Origin of the sequence: Fusobacterium sp. (genome assembly GCF_019012925.1) — a bacterium.
GTDB lineage: Bacteria > Fusobacteriota > Fusobacteriia > Fusobacteriales > Fusobacteriaceae > Fusobacterium_A.
On record NZ_JAGIRL010000031.1, the window covers coordinates 59,080 to 78,056 of the forward strand.

An 18,977-nucleotide genomic window follows, 5' to 3' on the forward strand; every position below is an offset into this window, starting at 1 on the left:
AGAGAGGTGAATTAGAAGATGAATGATTCATCAAACAGAAAGAAAAAAGTCGGATTGCCACCAGGAAGTATAATTTATACAGGAGAAAATCCACAACACAGAATAAATATAGATGTAATGGCATATAATGACAGTGTCATTAAGAGAGAACTTTTTGATGAAAGAAGTGATTTGAGTAATTTAAAAGTAGATTTTAAGGGAATAACTTGGATAAATATAGATGGAATTCACGATATACCTCTTATAAAAAAGATTGGAAAACTATTTGAGTTGGATAACTTGGTAATGGAAGACCTAGTTAATAGTACACAGAGGGCAAAAGTAGAGGAGAGAGATGAGTATCTTTTCATAGTTATGAAGATGTTAAAGCTTAATCTAATATCTAAAGATATAAGTTATGAACAGGTTTCTTTCATAGTTGGTGAAGATTATCTTATCACTTTCCAAGAGACACCTGGAGATGTATTTGACTCTATTAGAGCAAGGATAGAAGCTCCAAACTCAAGAATGAGAAAAAGAAGTGTTGGTTATCTGACATATGCTATATTAGATACAATAGTTGACAACTATTTTATGATACTTGATGAAGTTGAGATAGAGATAGATAGATTGGAATCAAAAGTAATTAATGACTCTGAAAGAGAGGATTTACAAGCAATCATAACATTGAAACAGAAGGTAACTACATTGAAGAGAACGATTGGACCGATAAGAGAGTTAATTACAAGATTGCAAACAAACAGTGTAGCTGAATATTTAAATGAGGATATGAAGATATATCTGACTGACCTATCTGACCACGGTATAATAGTTCACGACACATTGGATATTTTAAACAGTAGAGTAACGGAGCTAATTCAATTATATCATTCAACTATTAGTAATGGAATGAATGAGATTATGCAAATTCTAGCAATTATATCTACAATATTTATGCCTTTGAGTTTCTTGGCAAGTCTATATGGAATGAACTTTGAATATATGCCAGAATTACAGAGTAGGTATGGATATTTTATAGTTTTAGCTGTAATGTTAATATTAGTTTTAGCAATGTTAGCATATTTTAAAAAGAAAAAATGGTTATAGATCAATAAAATTAAAGGAAAAAAGTTGGAGAGACTTTTTTCCTTTTTTAGTGAGAATTTATAATGATTTTTAGATTTTTTTATATATTTCAAAAAAACTTTCAGCTTTTTTAGAGTATTTAATGGCAATTGTAATAGGACCATCTTCAAAGAATAGTTGTTCCCCCTCTTTAGCAAAGTATAATACCTTTAGAAATTTTGTAGAGGAAACATTGGTATTTAAAACTTCTAGATTGACCATCTGTGTGAGTTTTTTATATAGAAAATTTTGAAATTTTAGAGGATTGAGGCAAGAAGCATAGAAACTATCAATTTTTTCATACTGACTCAACTTAGATTTATTCTCAATAAAGATTTTTAACTCATCTTCAATACTACTCTCTTTATTATGATTTTTTAAAATATATTGTATTGAAGACTTTAACTCATTAAAATCAATATAATTAAGAGAGTTATAGAGAAGATCATAGCACATTTTAAAATCTTTAATATGAGTAGCCAATATAGACATCAGTTCATTAGTCTCTTCAAGTTTAGCTTTAGATCTCTTAGTATTTATAAAAAATTCAATAGCGATTACCTTATTATTTTTAAACTCTCCACTCTTTATCTTATTGTATTCCAATAGATAATTTGTTTTTAGATCAATCTCTTTCTTTAGTTTTTTAAGGATATTTAATTCAAAATCATAAAAACGTTCATACTCCTTCAAACCCAATATTTTTTTTAACTCCTCCAATGGTATAACAATATTTTTTTCATTTTCAGTATTGATTACAAAATTATAGTAAAAGTATTTGGAGAAATTCTCTTCAAATTTTAAAATATATTTTAAGTCCAATACTCTTAAACTATTTTGTTCAAGAATAGCTTCTTTAAATATTTTAGTTAGATTAAACTCAATATGGTTATCTTTTAAAGAGAAGGATTCAATAGGCATAAATACTCCAACTTCCTCTTTGAATGAGTATGAAAATCCCTTCTTTATAAATCTCTCTAAAAATAGGAAATGGCTACCTTTTAGTTCAGGAATATTAAGTTCATCAAAAGTATAGAGTAGATTTTTATTTTTTAAAAGATCATTAATAATTAAATTTATAATAAAATATTCAGACTTTATATATTTAGGTATAATTTCAAAATTAATATTCATAGCTCTCTCCAAAAAAATTAAATTTTTTTTATATATTTTTTATTAAATTAGACGAAAATTAGAAAAAAATATTTTCAATATCTAATTAATAATACTATATTTACAGTATAAAAGCAAGTAAAAAAGTTAAAATCAACGAAAACAAAACTAAAAATATTAAAATTTGACACAATTACAAAAAAATGTAATAATAGGTTGTGAAGAAACAAATAATATTTTTAGGAGGAAGTTTATATGGATAAAGTTATGTATTTTTTAGAGAAATACTTGCTACCAATAGCAGAAAAGTTAGGACAGAGTAAATATTTAAATGTGTTAAGGGATTCATTTATGTTATCATTTCCTTTGACAATATTTGGATCAATATTTATAGTAATTGCGAACTTACCATTTTTAAACTTATTAATGAGTGATGATAAACTTGCAATTTTAAAGGGAGCATTAGCACCAGCAGCAGAGAGTAGTATGTTAATGATGACAGTCTTTGTAGTAATGGGTATTGGATATTATTTGACATCATCTTACAATATAGAGGGAATATTTGGATCAGCAATTGGAGTTTCAGCTTTCTTCTTAGTTACTCCACTACAAAATGGAGGAATCTCATTAGATAGATTGGGAGCTAAAGGGATGTTTGTAGGTATGTTAGTAGGATTTGCTTCAGCAGAGATATATAGAAGAGCTGTACAAAAAGGTTGGACAATAAAGATGCCAGATAGTGTTCCACCAGCAGTAGCAAAATCATTCTCAGCTTTAGTTCCAGGATTTGTGACATTAGCAGTATTCTTAATAGTTAGAATAATATTCTCATTAACACCATTTGAAAATATACATGACTTTATATTTGTAGTAATTCAAACTCCAATGGTTAAGTTAGGTGGAGGATTAATAGCCACAGTAATTGCAATAATTTTAATACAATTACTTTGGTTCTTTGGATTACATGGACAGACAATAGTTAACTCAGTACTAGATCCTGTTTGGAATACATTATCACTACAAAACCTTGAGGCATATCAAGCAGGAAAAGAGTTACCAAACATTATAACTAAACAATTTATAGAGACATATACAGTTGGATTAGGTGGAACAGGAATGACAATCGCAGTTGTATTTGCACTATTATTTGTTGTAAAGAGTAGACAATTGAAGGAATTAGGTAAATTAGCAGGACCTTCAGCAATATTTAACGTAAATGAGCCAATTACATTTGGATTACCTATAGTAATGAATCCACTAGTATTTGTACCTTGGTTATTAGCTCCAATAGTTGTTGTAATATTCACATATATAATGATGGCAGTTGGATTAGCACCAATACCAACAGGAGTAATAGTTCCTTGGACAGTACCAGTATTCTTTAGTGGAGTATTAGCAACAAACTCAGTTATGGGTGGAGTGTTACAAATTATAAACTGTTTTATAGTATTTATTATCTGGTTACCATTCTTAAAGGTATTAGATAGAAAAGCTTTAGAGATGGAAGCAAAACCACAAGAGGAAGATTTAGATTTAGAATTATAATTTAAAGTTAATGGAGGAGTACAGAGATGAAAAGAATTTTATTGTGTTGTTCTGCAGGGATGTCAACAAGTTTAATGGTAAATAAGATGAGAAAAGTGGCTGAGGAGCATAATGTTCCAGTGGAGATAAATGCTACAGGAATAGATAGATTTGAAGTTGAGATACAAAATTACGATGTAGTTTTATTAGGACCACAAGTTAAGTTCAAATTAAATGACTTTCAAAAAGTAGCAGATCAATATGGAAAGAAAATAGCTGTAATTGATACTAAAGATTATGGAACAATGGATGGTAAAAAAGTTTTATCACAAGCTATAAAATTAATAAAAGAGAGTAACTAAGTGATAGAGTAGATTATGAGCTATACCTTCAATGGAGGTATAGCTTTTTTTATTTATAAATCCTATTTCATAAGATTTAATTAATATTTTTTTTAAAAATAATTTGACAAACAAAATAAAAGAGAGTATAATTAATTCAACAAGATAATACAAGGAGGAATAGGATGAAAACAGCAATTTTCTTTGGAAGTACAACAGGAACAACTGAAATGGTAGCAGGAAAAGTAGGAGAATTATTAGGAGCAGAGGTTTTTCCAGCTAGTGAGATCGATAAAGTTGAAGAATTTGAATTTGTTATTTTTGCAACATCTACTTGGGGAATGGGAGATCTACAAGATGAGTGGTTTGATGCTTTAGATAAATTAAAAACTAAAAATTTAACAGGTAAAAAAGTAGCACTTATTGGAGTAGGAGACCAAGAGGGATTTGGAGATACATTCGTAGATGGAATAGGAACTATTTATGAAGAGATAAAAGATATGGGAATTAATTTAGTAGGAAAAACATCAACTGATGGATATTCTTTTGGTGGTTCAAAAGCAGTAGTAGATGATGAGTTTGTAGGTCTTGTAATAGATGATAACAATCAGAGCGATCTAACAGATGAGAGAATAAATGCTTGGGTTGAGAAGGTAAAATAAAATGAGTGAACAAAAGAGAAATGAACTTGGGGTATTTTTTCATATGATGTATGAACTGAATAAAGGACTTAGAAGTTTAGCTCTTTTAACAACTACTACAGAAAATTTTGAATTGATAAAAGATAGGTTAAGTAAGTGCAACTATGAATATATTCTTGAGAATTTAAAATCTGGATATGTGAATGTCTTTTTCGGAACAAAGGAGTGTATAGATGTTTTAAAGAGATTTAAGAAGAACTCTTTAAGAGATTTTTCACCAGAGGAAGACTTTATACTTGGGGTTTTGTTAGGATATAATGTACAACAGCAGTGTAAAAGATATATTAATAGAAAAAAAGTGAGTTAAAAAATAAAGCAGTTGAACACTGCTTTATTTTTTTGATGATCAAAATATATATAAAGATTACAAAATAATTAAATATTATTCAAAATAATTTTTTTGAAAAATCTTGAATTATTATAAAAAAAGGTGTATACTAAAAAAATAAATCAAATGGGTATAAATTATAAATAGAGGGTGATTAAATGAATAAAAAAATGCTCCCAGATTTCTATGGAATACTGGAAATACAGCACTATATCAAGGGAAGGATAAGACTTAAAGTAAACTCTCTGGTAGGAGATGAAGAGAAGAGTCAAGAGTTAAAAAACAGATTAGTAGGACTGAATGGGATTGAAAGTCTATCTGTAAATCCTTTGGTGGGGAGTATCCTTGTAAAGTTTGACGAGAATCTAGTTGAACCATTAACTTTGATTGGAGCAATCTTAAATATTTTAGATTTAGAAGAGGAAGTATTCACTAAAAGAGAGGGAAAAATATTTTCTGGAATGAAGGAGATTGTTGAAAGTGTAGATTTTGCAATCTACAATAAAACAAAAGGAATATTGGATCTAAAAAGTGTAATCGCTCTTTTATTTATAATTAATGGAATAAAAAAAGTAAGACAAAATCCAATAATGCCTAATGGAGTTAATCTACTATGGTGGGGATTTAATATAGTATCTAAAGGAGGAGGAAAATAGTGAACGGTCTTTTAAAAACAGCATTTCTATATTTTAATAAGATAAAGGTTGTACATAGCATACCAGGAAGACTGAGACTACAGATTCCAGGATTGGATAAGGTACCTGAGGATATGAAAAAATATGAACACTATACAACTAGTATAATAAAGTTAGAAAATGGAATTGAGGAGATAACTTACTCATATGTTACAAGCAAGATTCTTGTAAAATATAATCCACAACTGACTAATGAAAAGAAGATAGTTGAGTGGTTAAATTTTGTATGGAAGAAAATAGTTGATAATGAAGATGTGTACAAAAATATGTCTGTAAAAGAGATAGAGGAAAATCTAGATAAATTTTATGAGATTCTTTATAAAGAATTAAAGAAAGGAAGATAGTATGAAGGGAAGAACTAATAGTCATCTTTTATATTGTGAAGTAATACATAAGATAAGAGGAAGGGTTCGTATAAAATCTAGAGCTTTAAAATTCTTGGGAAGATTAAAAAATGAAATAGAGAAACAGCTAGAGCAGGTAAGATATATAGAGAGTGCAAAAATAAGTGCAGTGACAGGAACGGTAGTAATATATTTTGACGACATAAGTGTCACTGATGACAACTTAATATCTCTTATCCAAAATACTTTAAATGTATATCTTGTTGAGATTTATAGAAATGAGAGAACAGAGAGCAGTAAAAATATTGTAATTGAGAGAAAGTTACAAGAGGAGTCGCCAGAGGAGATTATCAAAAAAATAGGTGCTGCTAGTGTAATGTTAGTTTATAACTTTTTTAAGAAAGCACCTCTAACACCAGTAGCTGGGATAAGAAGATTTTTAAATCCTAATACTCTTGGAGTGATGTCACTAGCAGCTCCAGTAATATCTAATGGATTGGGGAGCTTAATAAAAAATAAGAGACCAAATGCAGATACACTGAGTTCAAGTGCTATAATAAGTAGCTTACTTTTAGGAAAAGAGAAAACAGCTTTAACAATTATGATAATGGAAGAGTTTGCAGAGCTTCTGACTGTTTATACAATGAAGAAAACAAGAGGGGCTATAAAAGATATGCTAAGTGTTGGAGAAAACTATGTATGGAAGGTAATGGAAAATGGTAGTATCCAAAAAGTAGCAATAGAAGAGATTGATAAGGGAGATAAGATAGTAGTTCAAACAGGAGAAAAGATAAGTGTTGATGGAACTATTATAAAAGGTGAAGCTTATATAGATCAGTCTTCTATAACAGGTGAATATATGCCTATAACTAAAAAGGTTGGAGAAAATGTATTTGCTGGAACTATTATAAAAAATGGAAATATAACAATAGAAGCTGAAAAAGTAGGAGATGAAAGAACAGTTTCGAGAATTATAAAATTAGTTGAAGATGCTAATTTTAATAAGGCACAGATACAAAACTATGCTGATAACTTTTCGGCACAACTAATACCATTAAACTTCTTGTTGGCTGCAATAGTTTATGGAACAACTAAAAATATTCAAAAAGCAATGAGTATGCTTGTGATAGATTACTCTTGTGGAATAAGATTATCAACAGCAGCAGCTTTTTCTGCAGCAATAAATACAGCAGCAAAAAATGGAATCTTAATCAAGGGAAGTAACTATATTGAAGAGATATCTAAAGCAGATACAATAATTTTTGATAAGACTGGAACAATAACAGAGGGTAGACCTAGTGTACAGACAATAAAAGTTTTAGATAAAGAGTTAACTGAAAATAGAATGTTAACTTATGCAGCAGCAGCAGAGGAGACTTCAACACATCCATTAGCAGTAGCAATTTTAAATGAGATAAAGGATAGAGGACTTGAGATACCTACTCATAGTGAGAATAAAGTTATCGTTGCTAGAGGAATAGAGACTACAGTTGAAGAGAGCGTAGTCAGAGTTGGTAGTAAGAAATTTATGGAGGAGAACGGAATCTCTACTGAAGAGTTTAACGATGAGGTAAAAGTAATTTTAGGTAGAGGAGAAATTCTTATCTATATAGCAAAAGATAACAAATTAATAGGACTTATAGGTGTTACTGACCCACCTAGAGAGAATATTAAGAAGACAATTAATAGACTTAGAGGACAGGGAATTGATGAGATAGTATTATTGACTGGAGACTTGGAACAACAAGCTCAAACAATAGCATCAAGAATGTCAATAGATAGTTATGAGTCAGAGTTATTACCAGAGGATAAGGCTAAGAACATATTGGCACTTCAATCTAGAGGAAGCAATGTAATAATGATAGGAGATGGAATAAATGATGCACCAGCTCTTTCATATGCAAATATAGGAGTGGCATTGGGAAGTACTAGAACTGATGTGGCTATGGAGGCAGCAGATATAACAATTACAAAAGATGATCCACTATTGGTACCAGAGGTAATTGGACTATCTAAAAAAACTGTAAAAACAATAAAAGAAAACTTTGCAATGGCAATTGGTATTAACTCATTTGCATTAGTATTAGGTGCTACAGGAATATTACCAGCAATATATAGTTCTGTTATGCACAATATGACAACAATATTGGTTGTAGGAAATTCTTTAAAACTTTTAAAATATAAATTAAAAAATTAAGGAGAGATTGATGAAAAAACTCAATGTAACATTGATACATAAGTTACCTAACAGAGTCAGATTAAAATTATCTGAACCAATTAAATGTTTTGAGACATTTAAATATAATGTCACTAAGGATAACGAATGTATAGAATTAAGATACAGTCCAGTTACTAAGAGTGTAGTAGCAACTTTTAATCCTGAAAAAATAAATTTGCAGGAGATTATCTATAAGATATTGACAGCTTTTTCCATTGAAAATGGAATGATGCCAATAAAATTATTAGATGGAGTAGAGCAAAAAGCCATAGAGAGTTTTGCAATCTATTCAGGAGCATCTATTGTAATGTCAGGAATCAATATGTTATGGAATAAGGGAGATAATAGATTACAGAATATAATGAACTGGTTTTCTATATCTTTAACTTCAGCAGCAATATTAGAACATGCTTGTATTGAGACAAATAGAAAAGGTGTATTTGATTTAGAGATTTTACCAGCTATGTATTTGATAAAATCATTTTTAAATACTCCAAAACTTTCAATAGTAGCTATGATCTGGTTAACAACATTTGGTAGACACCTAATCTCTACAAATAATGAAGCTAAAGAGGTTAAATTTTTTAGAATAAAAAATAAACAGGAAGATAAAGACTACTATATAGCCAATGTATCTGAAGACAATAGTATAGATAATATAGGAGATTTAATTTATCACATATTTTTTAGAAAACATAAAAATACATCAAAAAGTACAGAAAAGTATATAACAATAAATAAATAATAGGAGGTATAGCCATGTTCGGATTTGGATTTGGTGGAAATGGAAATGTAACAAAAGCTCATGTAGTGGGAGCAGCAGTAGGAATAGGAGTAACAGTAGCAGGATACTACCTATACAAAAAAAATAAAGCAAAGGTAGATGCTTTCTTAAGAACTCAAGGAATCAATATCAAAACTTGTGATACTGTAAACTATGAGGATATGTCTGTAGAAGCTTTAACAGAAACAAAAGAGCATATCGAAGATATATTAGCTGAAAGAGAATTAAATGGAGCTACTTGTGAAGCTTGTGAAATAGCAGAAGCAAAATAGTTATAAAAGGTTGAATTGAGAGATACTATTTTTCTAAATTTTAGAAAAATAGTATCTCTTTTTTTATATAAATTATATAAAAATTTTCTTTTCTTATTTAGATAGAGTGTTGTATAATTAAATATAATATATTAAGGGAGATACAGCATGAGAGATAGAAAAAAAGATTTTGGATTAGCAACTATAGTAATAGTATTAATAGTGCTATCTATATCAGGGATTATATATTTTGGGATAAAAGCAATGAGTAGTAAGGTAAAAATTGAGGAAAAAAGTAGTGAAATTTTAAAAATAAGGAAAGAAGTAGGTGGAGTTGTAGCCGAACTTAATAAAAAGTTAGATAAGATAAGTAATGGTGATGTTATTCCAGAAAAACATAAAAAAATACTGGAGATGAAAAAAGAGGCTCAAAGAGAGAGTGATATTACTAAGTCAAAGAAAGTAGTGAAGGCATATAAAAAAAATGGAGTGGAGTATGAATACTATAGTGATGGAACTGTAAAAAGTGAAAAAAATTATATAGATGGATTAAAAGATGGGCGAGAGATAGAGTACTATAGTAATGGAAAGATAAAGAGAGAGATAAACTATATAAATGGATTAAAAAATGGAAAGGAAGCTCAATATTATCCAAATGGAATTATAGCTAAAGAGATAAATTATGACAGTGGAATAAAGAATGGAAAGTTTTATGAAAACTATGAGAACGGAAATGTAAAGATAGCTGGAGAGTATAATTCAGATAAGTTGGATAAAAAAATTATTAGATATAATAGCAACGGACAAAAAGAGGTTGAAATAAACTATAATTTAGGGAAAAAAGAGGGGAAAAGTATAGAGTATATAGGTGGAAGAGTATTATCTGAAGTGGAGTATAAAAATGATATGAGAGAGGGATATTACTATTTAAACAACTATAATGGTGGTTTGGAGCTAGAGGGAAACTTTGTAAATAATAAGAAAGCAGGGGTATGGAAAAGATACAATAGAGCTAGAAAATTGATTTCAGAGGAAAACTACCAAGAGGGAGTTTTGAATGGAGTCTATTCAAATTACTATGAGAATGGGAATATAAAAGAAAATGGAAATTATAGAGATGGATATTTAGATGGATATGTTAATATTTATAATGAGAATGGAGAACTTTTAAGAAAAATTAATTATATCAGAGGTCAAAAAGAGGGAAAAGTTGAAAATTATTATTCAGATGGAAAAATTTTAAGTGAGGAAAATTATAGAAACAATCTACTTAATGGTGAGTATAAAGAGTACAGTAGAGATGGTAAGATAGTGACATTGGGTATCTATGTAAATGGATTTAGAAGTGGTGAGTGGAAGAGATATGATGAAGTTGGAAAAAATGTAGATATTTATAACTATAATGAAAATGGAGAGTTAGATGGAAAAATAATCAACTATATTCCAACAGATTTTTCCAGAAAATCATATTTTAAAAAGGAAACAGAGTTTAAAAATGGTATTTTAGATGGAAATTATATAATGTATGATACAAAGAATAGAATTTCTGAAAAAGGTTTCTATAAAAATAATGAAAAAGATGGAAAATGGGTAAACTATGTTGATGGAATGATAGTTTCAGAGGAGAACTATCTAAATGGAAAAAGAGATGGATTACAGAGATATTACTATACAAATGGAAAAGTTAGTGAAGAGTATCTGTATAAAAACGGAAAAGAGATTGAGGCTAGAGCTTACTCTTTAGATGGTAAATTAACTTATGAGAAGAGATAAAAGAGTGAAAAAGGAGTAGATAATGACAAAAGAGGAAAGAAGAGAGTTGATAAAGGTTGCAATGGGAAGTAAAAGTGCAACTTTAAAGATTGAGAATGCTAATCTTGTGAATGTTTTTTCAGGTGAGATATATTTAGCTAATATATATATCTACAAAAAATATATAGTAGATGTAGTAGAAATAGAAAAGGATAGTTATAAACCCGCTGATAAAATTATAGATATAAAAAATAAGTATTTAGTTCCAGGATTTATAGATTCACATTTGCATATAGAAAGTAGTCACTTAACACCATATCATTTTGCAGAGGCAGTTATTCCGAAAGGAACAACAACAATAGTAGCAGATCCGCATGAGATATGTAATGCTATTGGAGAAAAGGGAATAGAATATATGCTAGAAGCTTCAGAGAATTTACCAATGAATCAGTACTATCTTGTTCCTTCATGTGTTCCGTCAGTAGTAGGTTTAGAAAATGCTGGAGTAGAATTTGATGAGAAAATAATAGATAAATTATTGGATAAAGAGAGAATATTAGGTCTAGGAGAGGTTATGGATTACATTGGAGTAATTCAAAACTCTAAGAGAATTGAAGATATAGTGGATGTAGCTTATCAGAAAAAAATGTTTTTACAGGGACATGCACCTGAAATTCAAGGTAAAGAATTATCAGCTTATCTATGTGGTGGACCAACAACTTGCCATGAAACAAGAAATGGAGTACATGCTATTGATAAAATAAGAAAGGGAATGGTTGTCGATGCTAGAGAAAGTTCTATTTCTAAAAATATAAAGACAATAGTAGAGAGTATTAGGGATCTAAAATCACCTAGAAATTTAACTTTATGTACAGATGATAGAGAGCCTAAAGATATACTAGATAGTGGACATGTAAATAATTGTGTAAGAGTTGCAATAGATGCTGGATTAGATCCAATAGAGGCAATTAGAGCAGTAACATTAAATCCAGCACAAATATATGGTTTAGAAAAATTAGGAGCAATAGCACCAAGCTATTTTGCAGATATGTTAGTAATAGATAATCTAAAAGATATCAATGTAGAAAAAGTATTTTTTAATGGTGAGTTAATAGCTGAAAATGATAGACTATTAGTAAAAATAGATGAGCCTAAAATTGATTTAGAAATTTTGAACACTATAAAAATAAGTGAATTAAAATTGAATGATTTCAAAATAAAAGCACCGATAGAAGAGGGCGAAATAGAGATAATAGGCATTCAATATACGAGCAAGATGTCAAGTGTAACTAAGAAGAAAAGTTTTAAAGTTAATGTAAAAAATGGTTATGTTGATTTAGAGGGAAGTGAATTGAACTTTGCTATTGCTATGAATAGATATGGAAAAGGAACAAAGCATGTTACAGTTGTAGAAAATTTCTATCTCAATAGTGGAGCTGTGGCTACTACTTATTCTCATGATTCTCACAATTTAACAATTGTTTATAAAGATCCTGAAGATGCTTTAGTTGCAGGAAAAAAGATAGAGGAGATAGGAGGAGGAATTGTTTTAGTTGATAAAGGAGAAGTAGTAAAAGAGATAGCACTTCCAATAGCTGGCATGTTATCTAAGAAGAATGCCATTGAACTTGGAAAAGATTTGACTGAAATGAATAGGGAATTAAAAAAATATGGAATAGAGCATATAAATCCAATAGCAAGAACAAGTACACTCTCTTTGATTGTTATTCCAGAGATAAAATTAAGTGATGTTGGAATAATAGATGTAGTAAATCAAAAGGTTATAGATAGTATAATCAAGTAACTATAAAATTAAGAAGTTGATTAACAGAAAAGCTAATCAACTTCTTTTTATAATCTATTTAACTTTGTATTGCTCTTAGAAGAACTCTCCATTGTCACAGTAGTTTTCTCCTTGTAATGGGAAGAAAATTACACAACAGTCCTTATTTCCATTGATTTTTTTGATGAATTTAGTTATAAAATCAGCAACCTGTTTTTTAACTTCTGGTGTTCTCTCAAACCAGAAAAGTTCAACAAAAGTATATCCTTCAACAATCTTTCCATCAAAAATATATTCAGTGTCAATATGCTCAATAGTGAACCAAGTTCTATCGCATTTTACTATGTCAGTAAGTCCATCTATAAGCTCCTTGCTGTTTTCAATAATTGGCTCTTTAGCCATACCTCTAATTTTTAAATGTGGCATATATCCTCCTAATAATATTTATAAATTTTCCTTTTCAGGAATTAAAGTTACATCAATATAGTTGTTTAAATTGATTGCTTCTCTATTGACTTTCCATAGATTCTCTCTATTCATAAGAGTTTTATACTCAGTTGGAGTAGCAATCTTATAATTTGGAACAGTTATATCTTGATATAGATAGTTAAACCAGAAATAATTCTCTTTTACCTCTGTATTATACGATAATTCATAGTTTTTTACAACACTATTAATCTTTTTATTATCAATATCTTTATATAGTAGATTATTTAAAGTTTTAAAAACAGCATCTTTTATCTCGTCAACTCTTGAGGTGTCACAACTATATGCAATAATCATCTTGTTTTCTCCATAGTAATTAGGTGATAGTAGAGTTTTTGATGAGATAGAGTAAACACCACCAATTTTTTCTCTGATCTCTTCAATAAGAGCTATATCCATGATCTGTGAAAATCCATTGTAAAGAGTCTTTTCAAAATAACCATATTGAGAGTTATATGGAAAGATCAGAGTGACAGTTGCTTTTTTATCTACACCTTTAATAACATCTTTTTTTACAATGTCTTTAGGAATATTTAAATCCAATGGTTTTACAGTGTTAGACTCCTTTTTACTAGGAAGAGAGGCAATGAATTTTTTCAGATTATCTTCTAAAGTTAATGTATCAAATGAACCTACAACAATTAGATTATAATCAGAAAAATTACTAAATTTTTTCTTGTATTCTTTTAAAAGATTATCCTTGCTTAGATAATTGAGATCTTTAAGAGTTAAAGGTGCTCTTCTAGGGTTATTACCACTGTAAAGTTTATTAATCTCATCTCTATATACAGCTCTTGGCGAGTTATTTCTACTTAAAATACTCTCTTTTAGCTCTTCAAGAGAGTTACTATAGATTGTGTCATCAACCTTAGGTTGGTATATTAAGTAGTTCATATATTCAAGTGCTGTTTCAAGATTAGCTCTATCTGTTGTAATTAAAAATCCTTGTTCATAGTCGTTGATATAAGAGGAGATAGAGAAATTTTTTCCTTTCATAAAAGTCTCAATATCCTTAGGATTAAGATTTCCTACTCCAGATCTTTCAATTACCGTAGGTGCAATAAGAGAGTTTATAAATCCAGAGTAATCCTCATTAGAGCTACCCTCTTTTTTAAATAGTTTAATTAAAATTTTGTCCTTATCAAAGTCAGTTTTTTTACTATAGACTTTGATACCATTTGAAAGAGTATACTCCCCACTATTTTGTTTAGTTATTGTTCCAGCAGTTGTTTCTATTGGTAGAAGTTTAACTGGTTGTATGGAAAAATCAAAGTTTTCTTTAGATGACTTACTACTATTTATAATATTTTTTAAGGCTATATCATCAATTTTTCCCTGCTCAGTACTAGTTGTTAAAAAGTAAAGAGAATCTTTTTGAAAAATCTCACTTGCTCTACTATTTAATTCAGAGATATTAATTGAGTCAAGTAATTTAGAGTAGATAGCAAACTCTTGATCAATATCTAAAAAACTTTCATTAGACATAATATGCTCAACTAAAGAGTCAGCGTAGTTATCATGAGTGATACTATCTTTATTGGCTAAGATATTTTTATAGTTATTTAAAAGATTTTCTTTTTCTAACTGAAGCTCATATTCAGTGACACCATTTTTGGAGATAGATTTGAAAAATTGATTAAATAGTGTAATTCCCTCTTCAAGTCTATCATTTTTTATCACAGTGGCAGAGGTAAAAATATCTCTAGAGTTACTAATATCATATTTGTAGACTATAGATTCCAAAAGTGGAGTATTACTATTTTTTTGAAGATTGGATAATCTTGTGTTAATAATATTAAAAAGAAGTTGATCAACAATAAATTTTTTCATTGACTCTTCACTATTGATGACATCTCTATCTAAAATTTTTGTAATAGAGAATGAATTATATCTTATCTCATCATCAGAGAAAGTTATGAATTTATTTTTTAAATCTTTAATCTCATACTCTTTAGGGACAGAACCTTTAACCATACTATTGTAGTTAAAATATTTTTTTATATATTCTTCTACCTTTTTCACATCAAAATCACCAACTGCTACAACAGAAATATTCTCAGGCTGATACCATTTTTGATAAAAACCTTTAAGTAGCTCTCTGTTAGCTCCATTGATTATTTTAGGTAGACCAATTGGGAATCTATCATAGTATCTTGAGCCTTCAAAAATAGCTTTTTTTTGGACATCTCCAAGACGTTGCTCCAAGCCTTGACTCAATCTCCATTCCTCAATTACAATTTTTTTCTCATTTTCTACTTCTTGAGAGTCTAAAGTAGCTTCACTTGCCCACTCTCTTAGTACTTCAAAACCATTTTCCAACTCTTTAGGAGTAGTGGGAACAAGAAGTTTATAGACTGTTCTATCAAAAGATGTATAGGCATTCAAATCTCCACCAAAGCTCAAACCAATAGACTGTAGATATTTAATCAATTCATTTTTTTCAAATTTATTAGTACCATTAAATGCCATATGCTCCATGAAGTGTGCTATTCCCTGTTCGTTGTCTTCTTCCATTAATGAACCTGTTTTAACAACTAAATTTAATAGTGCTTTGTTCTCTGGTTTGCTATTTTTATAGATATAGTAGTGTATACCATTTTCTAATTTTCCTGAAACTAAGTTTTTACTATCTTCTAATTGTATAGCAAAACTGAGTAAAGAAAAACTTAAAAATAAAATAAAAATTATAAAATTTCTTAAAAATTTCATAGCTTCCTCCTAATTTGTTGTAATATTTATTTCTAAAATATTTTAACATATTTTAAAATAGAAAGCTATTAAGATATTCCAAAGTAAACTATATACAGATTATAGAACAAAATTTCTAGAGATATTTTCATAAAAATGATATAATTAGAATGAAGAATATATATTTTGAAGGGAGAGAAGATGAATTTTAGAGTTGTTTTAATACACGGATTTAATCAAAGTTATAGAGATATGATACCTCTTCAAGAACACCTTGAATTATTGGGATATAGAGTTGAAAATCTAAATTTTCCATTGACATTTCCAGATATAAAGTTTTCTCAAGAGATGTTAAAAAACTTTTTATTAGATTTAAAATATAGTGGGCTTAGTGAAAAAGAGGAGATTGTTTTAGTAGGATATGATCTCGGAGGAAAACTAATAGCTAGTACTTTAAAAGATGAGAAGGTTAAAGGAATAGTGGATAAGATAATACTCATAGCAGCACCTTTGAGGGATTCTGTGATACACAGAAGAATGAAGAGAGTTTTTCCACTATTGGATAAAATATTTAAACCCTTGGCACTTTTAAATAAAAAGAATAGTATTGAATTAGATGAGTCAATACAAGTAGGAGTAATAATTGGGACAGAGCCATATGGAATATTCTCTAGGTGGTTAGGAGAGTATAGTGATGGAGTAGTAAATTATAAAGAGTGTCTATATGGAAAAGCCAAAGAAGTTTTAAAAATCCCATTGATTCATAAAGAGATACATAAAAAAATGGGAACAGCAAGATATGTAAATAATTTTATTTCAAAAGGAGTTTTTAGAACTGAATAGGAGGATTAATTATGGAAAAAGAGATTAAAAATTATGTTGAACTGATTATAAGAAAAGGGATAAATATACAAAAAGGACAGATTTTAGTAGTTAACTCTCCAGTTGAGACTTATGATTTTACTAGACAGGTTGTAAATGAAGCCTATAAACAGGGTGCTGGTGAAGTTGTTGTGCATTGGAATGATGAGGTATGTGGAAAGTATAGATATCTATATGGAGATAATGAAATTTTTGATATTTTTCCAGAGTGGCAAAAGGAGTCATTGGAGTACTATAGAAAAAAAGGGGCTGCCTTTCTAAGTATCTATGCAAATGATCCAGATATTTTAAAAGATGTTGATGCTGATAGAGTAGCAAGACAGCAAAAAGCTAAGAGTGTAGCTCTTAAAGAGTATTATGAAAACGTTATGGGAAATAGTAATCAATGGTCAGTTGTTTCTGTCCCAACACAAGCTTGGGCAAATAGAGTTTTTCCAGAGTTAAAAGATGAGTATGCAATGTCAGAACTATGGAAATTAATATTGAATATAGTTAGAGCTGATAAAGAAAATCCAATACTAGAGTGGGAAAAACATCTCAATAACTTGAAAGAGAGAACAGCATTTTTAAATGATAAAAAATTTAAAAAGTTAATCTATAAAAATGCAAAGGGAACAAACTTAGAGATAGAATTACCAGAGAACCATAAGTGGATAAGCGGAGGAGAAGAGTCGAAATCTGGAGTTTATTTTGTAGCGAATATTCCAACTGAGGAGATATTTACAATGCCACATAGAGATAAAGTAAATGGTGTAGTGGTTAGTAGTAAACCTCTAATCTATGGTGGCAATACAATTAATCAATTTAGATTAAAATTTGTAAATGGAAAAGTAGTGGAGTATTCAGCTGAAGTGGGAGAGGAGATCTTAGGAAAATTATTAAACACAGATGAAAGTTCAAGTTATCTAGGAGAGGTAGCCTTAGTAGAGTATAACTCACCAATATCTAATTCAAGAAAAATTTTCTATAATACTTTATATGATGAAAATGCTTCAAGTCACTTAGCTTTAGGTGGTGCATACCCAGTGTGTATAGAGGGAATTGAAAATCTTTCTGAGGAGGAGTTAAAAGAGAGAGGAATGAATATCTCTTTAGTTCACGAAGACTTTATGATAGGAACAGAGGATATGGAGATAATAGGTGTAGATTCTCAAGGAAATGAGATCACAATAATGAAAGATGGAAATTTTGCCTTTACTATTTAATAGAAAAGGAATATAATATAGTTCCTTGGCAGGGGAGTGTAGAACTCAAAATAAGCTATTATAAATTAAAATAGCTTTAATATTTAAGATTAGCTAAAGAGATTTTTTATCTCTTTAGCTTTTTTTGTATAAAGAAAACCACTTGCTAAGCGAGTGGTTCAAAGAAGCCGGAAGGCTATGCATAGACAAAAAAATCTCCTTTGATATAATAAAATTAGGTTTGCCGACCAATTAAATTAATCAAAGGAGGACATCCAAAATGGATAATAATAGTTTAGCACATACGAAGTGGAATTGCAAATATCATATTTTATTCGTACCTAAATGTAGAAGGAAAGTAATATATGGAAAAATAAAGAAAGATACAGAAAAAATATTAAGGAATTTATGCGAATATAAAGAAATAATCACTTGAATTGTTTTTTTATAGTTAAAAAAATACGATATTAAAACTTAAAAATCTAAAAACAAGTATTTAACAATAAAAATACTTGACTAAATATATTGATAAACTTATAATAAGTTAAATTAAAGTGGAGATATTATTTATATTGCAACAACAGCTATTTTGTTAAAATGATATTTGGAGGGGCTATGAAGAAGATAATACTATTATTACTATTAGGAATTACTTTAATGGGCTGTACAAGCACTAATAATAAATTAGTGCTAGATTCAATAAAAAAACAGATACCTAATGACAATTTTTATTTCATAAGAGGTTTAGAAAGAGATAGAAGCTTATCAACTAATATAAGATATAGAGGTATAGTATATA

The 18,977-nt window shown here is 29.2% G+C and carries 18 protein-coding genes and 1 pseudogene; 16 read left to right on the plus strand and 3 right to left on the minus strand.

What is annotated here, in order from left to right; genetic code table 11:
* Positions 1 to 18 precede the first annotated feature (18 nt).
* On the plus strand, positions 19 to 1,086 hold the full coding sequence (gene corA, locus QZ286_RS06015) for a magnesium/cobalt transporter CorA (protein ID WP_291256069.1): 1,068 nt from the start codon (positions 19 to 21) through the stop codon (positions 1,084 to 1,086).
* A gap of 69 nt (positions 1,087 to 1,155) precedes the next feature.
* Here corA and QZ286_RS06020 read toward each other — a convergent pair whose 3' ends face one another.
* The gene (locus QZ286_RS06020) at positions 1,156 to 2,238 is read right to left on the minus strand and encodes a replication initiation protein (protein WP_291256070.1); all 1,083 of its coding nucleotides are present in this window, start codon (positions 2,236 to 2,238) and stop codon (positions 1,156 to 1,158) included.
* A gap of 234 nt (positions 2,239 to 2,472) precedes the next feature.
* On the opposite strand from QZ286_RS06020, the gene celB reads away from it, so the two are divergent.
* From celB to QZ286_RS06075, 11 genes are all read left to right on the plus strand, one after another.
* On the plus strand, positions 2,473 to 3,762 hold the full coding sequence (gene celB, locus QZ286_RS06025; RefSeq protein WP_291256071.1) for a PTS cellobiose transporter subunit IIC: 1,290 nt from the start codon (positions 2,473 to 2,475) through the stop codon (positions 3,760 to 3,762).
* A gap of 26 nt (positions 3,763 to 3,788) precedes the next feature.
* Positions 3,789 to 4,103 (plus strand): PTS sugar transporter subunit IIB, encoded by a 315-nt coding sequence (locus QZ286_RS06030; RefSeq protein WP_291256072.1) that lies wholly within the window; start codon positions 3,789 to 3,791, stop codon positions 4,101 to 4,103.
* 164 nt (positions 4,104 to 4,267) lie between these two features.
* On the plus strand, positions 4,268 to 4,744 hold the full coding sequence (locus QZ286_RS06035; RefSeq protein ID WP_291256073.1) for a flavodoxin: 477 nt from the start codon (positions 4,268 to 4,270) through the stop codon (positions 4,742 to 4,744).
* Between the two features lies 1 nt (position 4,745).
* Positions 4,746 to 5,090 (plus strand): DUF2023 family protein, encoded by a 345-nt coding sequence (locus QZ286_RS06040; RefSeq protein ID WP_291256074.1) that lies wholly within the window; start codon positions 4,746 to 4,748, stop codon positions 5,088 to 5,090.
* Positions 5,091 to 5,269: 179 nt separating this feature from the next.
* The gene (locus tag QZ286_RS06045) at positions 5,270 to 5,767 is read left to right on the plus strand and encodes an HMA2 domain-containing protein (RefSeq protein ID WP_291256075.1); all 498 of its coding nucleotides are present in this window, start codon (positions 5,270 to 5,272) and stop codon (positions 5,765 to 5,767) included.
* Positions 5,764 to 6,150 carry an HMA2 domain-containing protein gene (locus tag QZ286_RS06050; protein ID WP_291256088.1) on the plus strand — a complete coding sequence of 129 codons (387 nt, stop codon included), beginning with the start codon at positions 5,764 to 5,766 and terminating at the stop codon, positions 6,148 to 6,150. The genes QZ286_RS06045 and QZ286_RS06050 overlap by 4 nt, the downstream gene beginning before the upstream one ends.
* Position 6,151: 1 nt before the next feature.
* Positions 6,152 to 8,347: a heavy metal translocating P-type ATPase gene (locus QZ286_RS06055; RefSeq protein ID WP_291256076.1), complete on the plus strand. Its 2,196-nt coding sequence runs from the start codon at positions 6,152 to 6,154 to the stop codon at positions 8,345 to 8,347.
* 10 nt (positions 8,348 to 8,357) lie between these two features.
* Positions 8,358 to 9,113, plus strand: a complete 756-nt coding sequence (locus tag QZ286_RS06060; RefSeq protein WP_291256077.1) for a hypothetical protein — start codon at positions 8,358 to 8,360, stop codon at positions 9,111 to 9,113.
* 14 nt (positions 9,114 to 9,127) lie between these two features.
* Positions 9,128 to 9,424 (plus strand): hypothetical protein, encoded by a 297-nt coding sequence (locus QZ286_RS06065; RefSeq protein WP_291256078.1) that lies wholly within the window; start codon positions 9,128 to 9,130, stop codon positions 9,422 to 9,424.
* 147 nt (positions 9,425 to 9,571) lie between these two features.
* Positions 9,572 to 11,176, plus strand: coding sequence for a toxin-antitoxin system YwqK family antitoxin (locus QZ286_RS06070; protein ID WP_291256079.1), 1,605 nt, complete (start codon positions 9,572 to 9,574; stop codon positions 11,174 to 11,176).
* 22 nt (positions 11,177 to 11,198) lie between these two features.
* A complete protein-coding gene (locus tag QZ286_RS06075) occupies positions 11,199 to 12,959 on the plus strand; it encodes an adenine deaminase (RefSeq protein WP_291256080.1) in 1,761 nt (586 codons plus the stop codon).
* 75 nt (positions 12,960 to 13,034) lie between these two features.
* On the opposite strand, the gene QZ286_RS06080 is transcribed toward QZ286_RS06075, so the two are convergent.
* Positions 13,035 to 13,364 carry a DUF1904 domain-containing protein gene (locus QZ286_RS06080; RefSeq protein WP_291256081.1) on the minus strand — a complete coding sequence of 110 codons (330 nt, stop codon included), beginning with the start codon at positions 13,362 to 13,364 and terminating at the stop codon, positions 13,035 to 13,037.
* An 18-nt stretch (positions 13,365 to 13,382) separates the two neighbouring features.
* Entirely contained in the window at positions 13,383 to 16,133 is a 2,751-nt protein-coding gene (locus QZ286_RS06085) for a pitrilysin family protein (RefSeq protein WP_291256082.1), read from the minus strand.
* Positions 16,134 to 16,313: 180 nt separating this feature from the next.
* Here QZ286_RS06085 and QZ286_RS06090 point away from each other — a divergent pair, with 180 nt between their 5' ends.
* The 4 genes and pseudogenes from QZ286_RS06090 to QZ286_RS06105 form a co-directional block, all read left to right on the plus strand.
* Positions 16,314 to 16,955, plus strand: coding sequence for an alpha/beta hydrolase (locus QZ286_RS06090; protein ID WP_291256083.1), 642 nt, complete (start codon positions 16,314 to 16,316; stop codon positions 16,953 to 16,955).
* A gap of 11 nt (positions 16,956 to 16,966) precedes the next feature.
* Complete coding sequence (locus QZ286_RS06095; protein WP_291256084.1) at positions 16,967 to 18,199, plus strand: aminopeptidase; 1,233 nt, start codon at positions 16,967 to 16,969, stop codon at positions 18,197 to 18,199.
* Between the two features lie 259 nt (positions 18,200 to 18,458).
* A pseudogene (locus QZ286_RS06100) lies at positions 18,459 to 18,608 on the plus strand (transposase); the annotation flags it as partial.
* 185 nt (positions 18,609 to 18,793) lie between these two features.
* Positions 18,794 to 18,977, plus strand: a 184-nt coding sequence (locus QZ286_RS06105) for a hypothetical protein (RefSeq protein ID WP_291256085.1), incomplete at its 3' end; no start/stop codon positions are given.

Coding starts and splice junctions, on each gene's coding strand:
- corA (WP_291256069.1), top strand. CDS start 19: ATGAATGATTCATCAAACAGAAAGAAAAAAGTCGGATTGCCACCAGGA.
- QZ286_RS06020 (WP_291256070.1), bottom strand. CDS start 2,238: ATGAATATTAATTTTGAAATTATACCTAAATATATAAAGTCTGAATAT.
- celB (WP_291256071.1), top strand. CDS start 2,473: ATGGATAAAGTTATGTATTTTTTAGAGAAATACTTGCTACCAATAGCA.
- QZ286_RS06030 (WP_291256072.1), top strand. CDS start 3,789: ATGAAAAGAATTTTATTGTGTTGTTCTGCAGGGATGTCAACAAGTTTA.
- QZ286_RS06035 (WP_291256073.1), top strand. CDS start 4,268: ATGAAAACAGCAATTTTCTTTGGAAGTACAACAGGAACAACTGAAATG.
- QZ286_RS06040 (WP_291256074.1), top strand. CDS start 4,746: ATGAGTGAACAAAAGAGAAATGAACTTGGGGTATTTTTTCATATGATG.
- QZ286_RS06045 (WP_291256075.1), top strand. CDS start 5,270: ATGAATAAAAAAATGCTCCCAGATTTCTATGGAATACTGGAAATACAG.
- QZ286_RS06055 (WP_291256076.1), top strand. CDS start 6,152: ATGAAGGGAAGAACTAATAGTCATCTTTTATATTGTGAAGTAATACAT.
- QZ286_RS06060 (WP_291256077.1), top strand. CDS start 8,358: ATGAAAAAACTCAATGTAACATTGATACATAAGTTACCTAACAGAGTC.
- QZ286_RS06065 (WP_291256078.1), top strand. CDS start 9,128: ATGTTCGGATTTGGATTTGGTGGAAATGGAAATGTAACAAAAGCTCAT.
- QZ286_RS06070 (WP_291256079.1), top strand. CDS start 9,572: ATGAGAGATAGAAAAAAAGATTTTGGATTAGCAACTATAGTAATAGTA.
- QZ286_RS06075 (WP_291256080.1), top strand. CDS start 11,199: ATGACAAAAGAGGAAAGAAGAGAGTTGATAAAGGTTGCAATGGGAAGT.
- QZ286_RS06080 (WP_291256081.1), bottom strand. CDS start 13,364: ATGCCACATTTAAAAATTAGAGGTATGGCTAAAGAGCCAATTATTGAA.
- QZ286_RS06085 (WP_291256082.1), bottom strand. CDS start 16,133: ATGAAATTTTTAAGAAATTTTATAATTTTTATTTTATTTTTAAGTTTT.
- QZ286_RS06090 (WP_291256083.1), top strand. CDS start 16,314: ATGAATTTTAGAGTTGTTTTAATACACGGATTTAATCAAAGTTATAGA.
- QZ286_RS06095 (WP_291256084.1), top strand. CDS start 16,967: ATGGAAAAAGAGATTAAAAATTATGTTGAACTGATTATAAGAAAAGGG.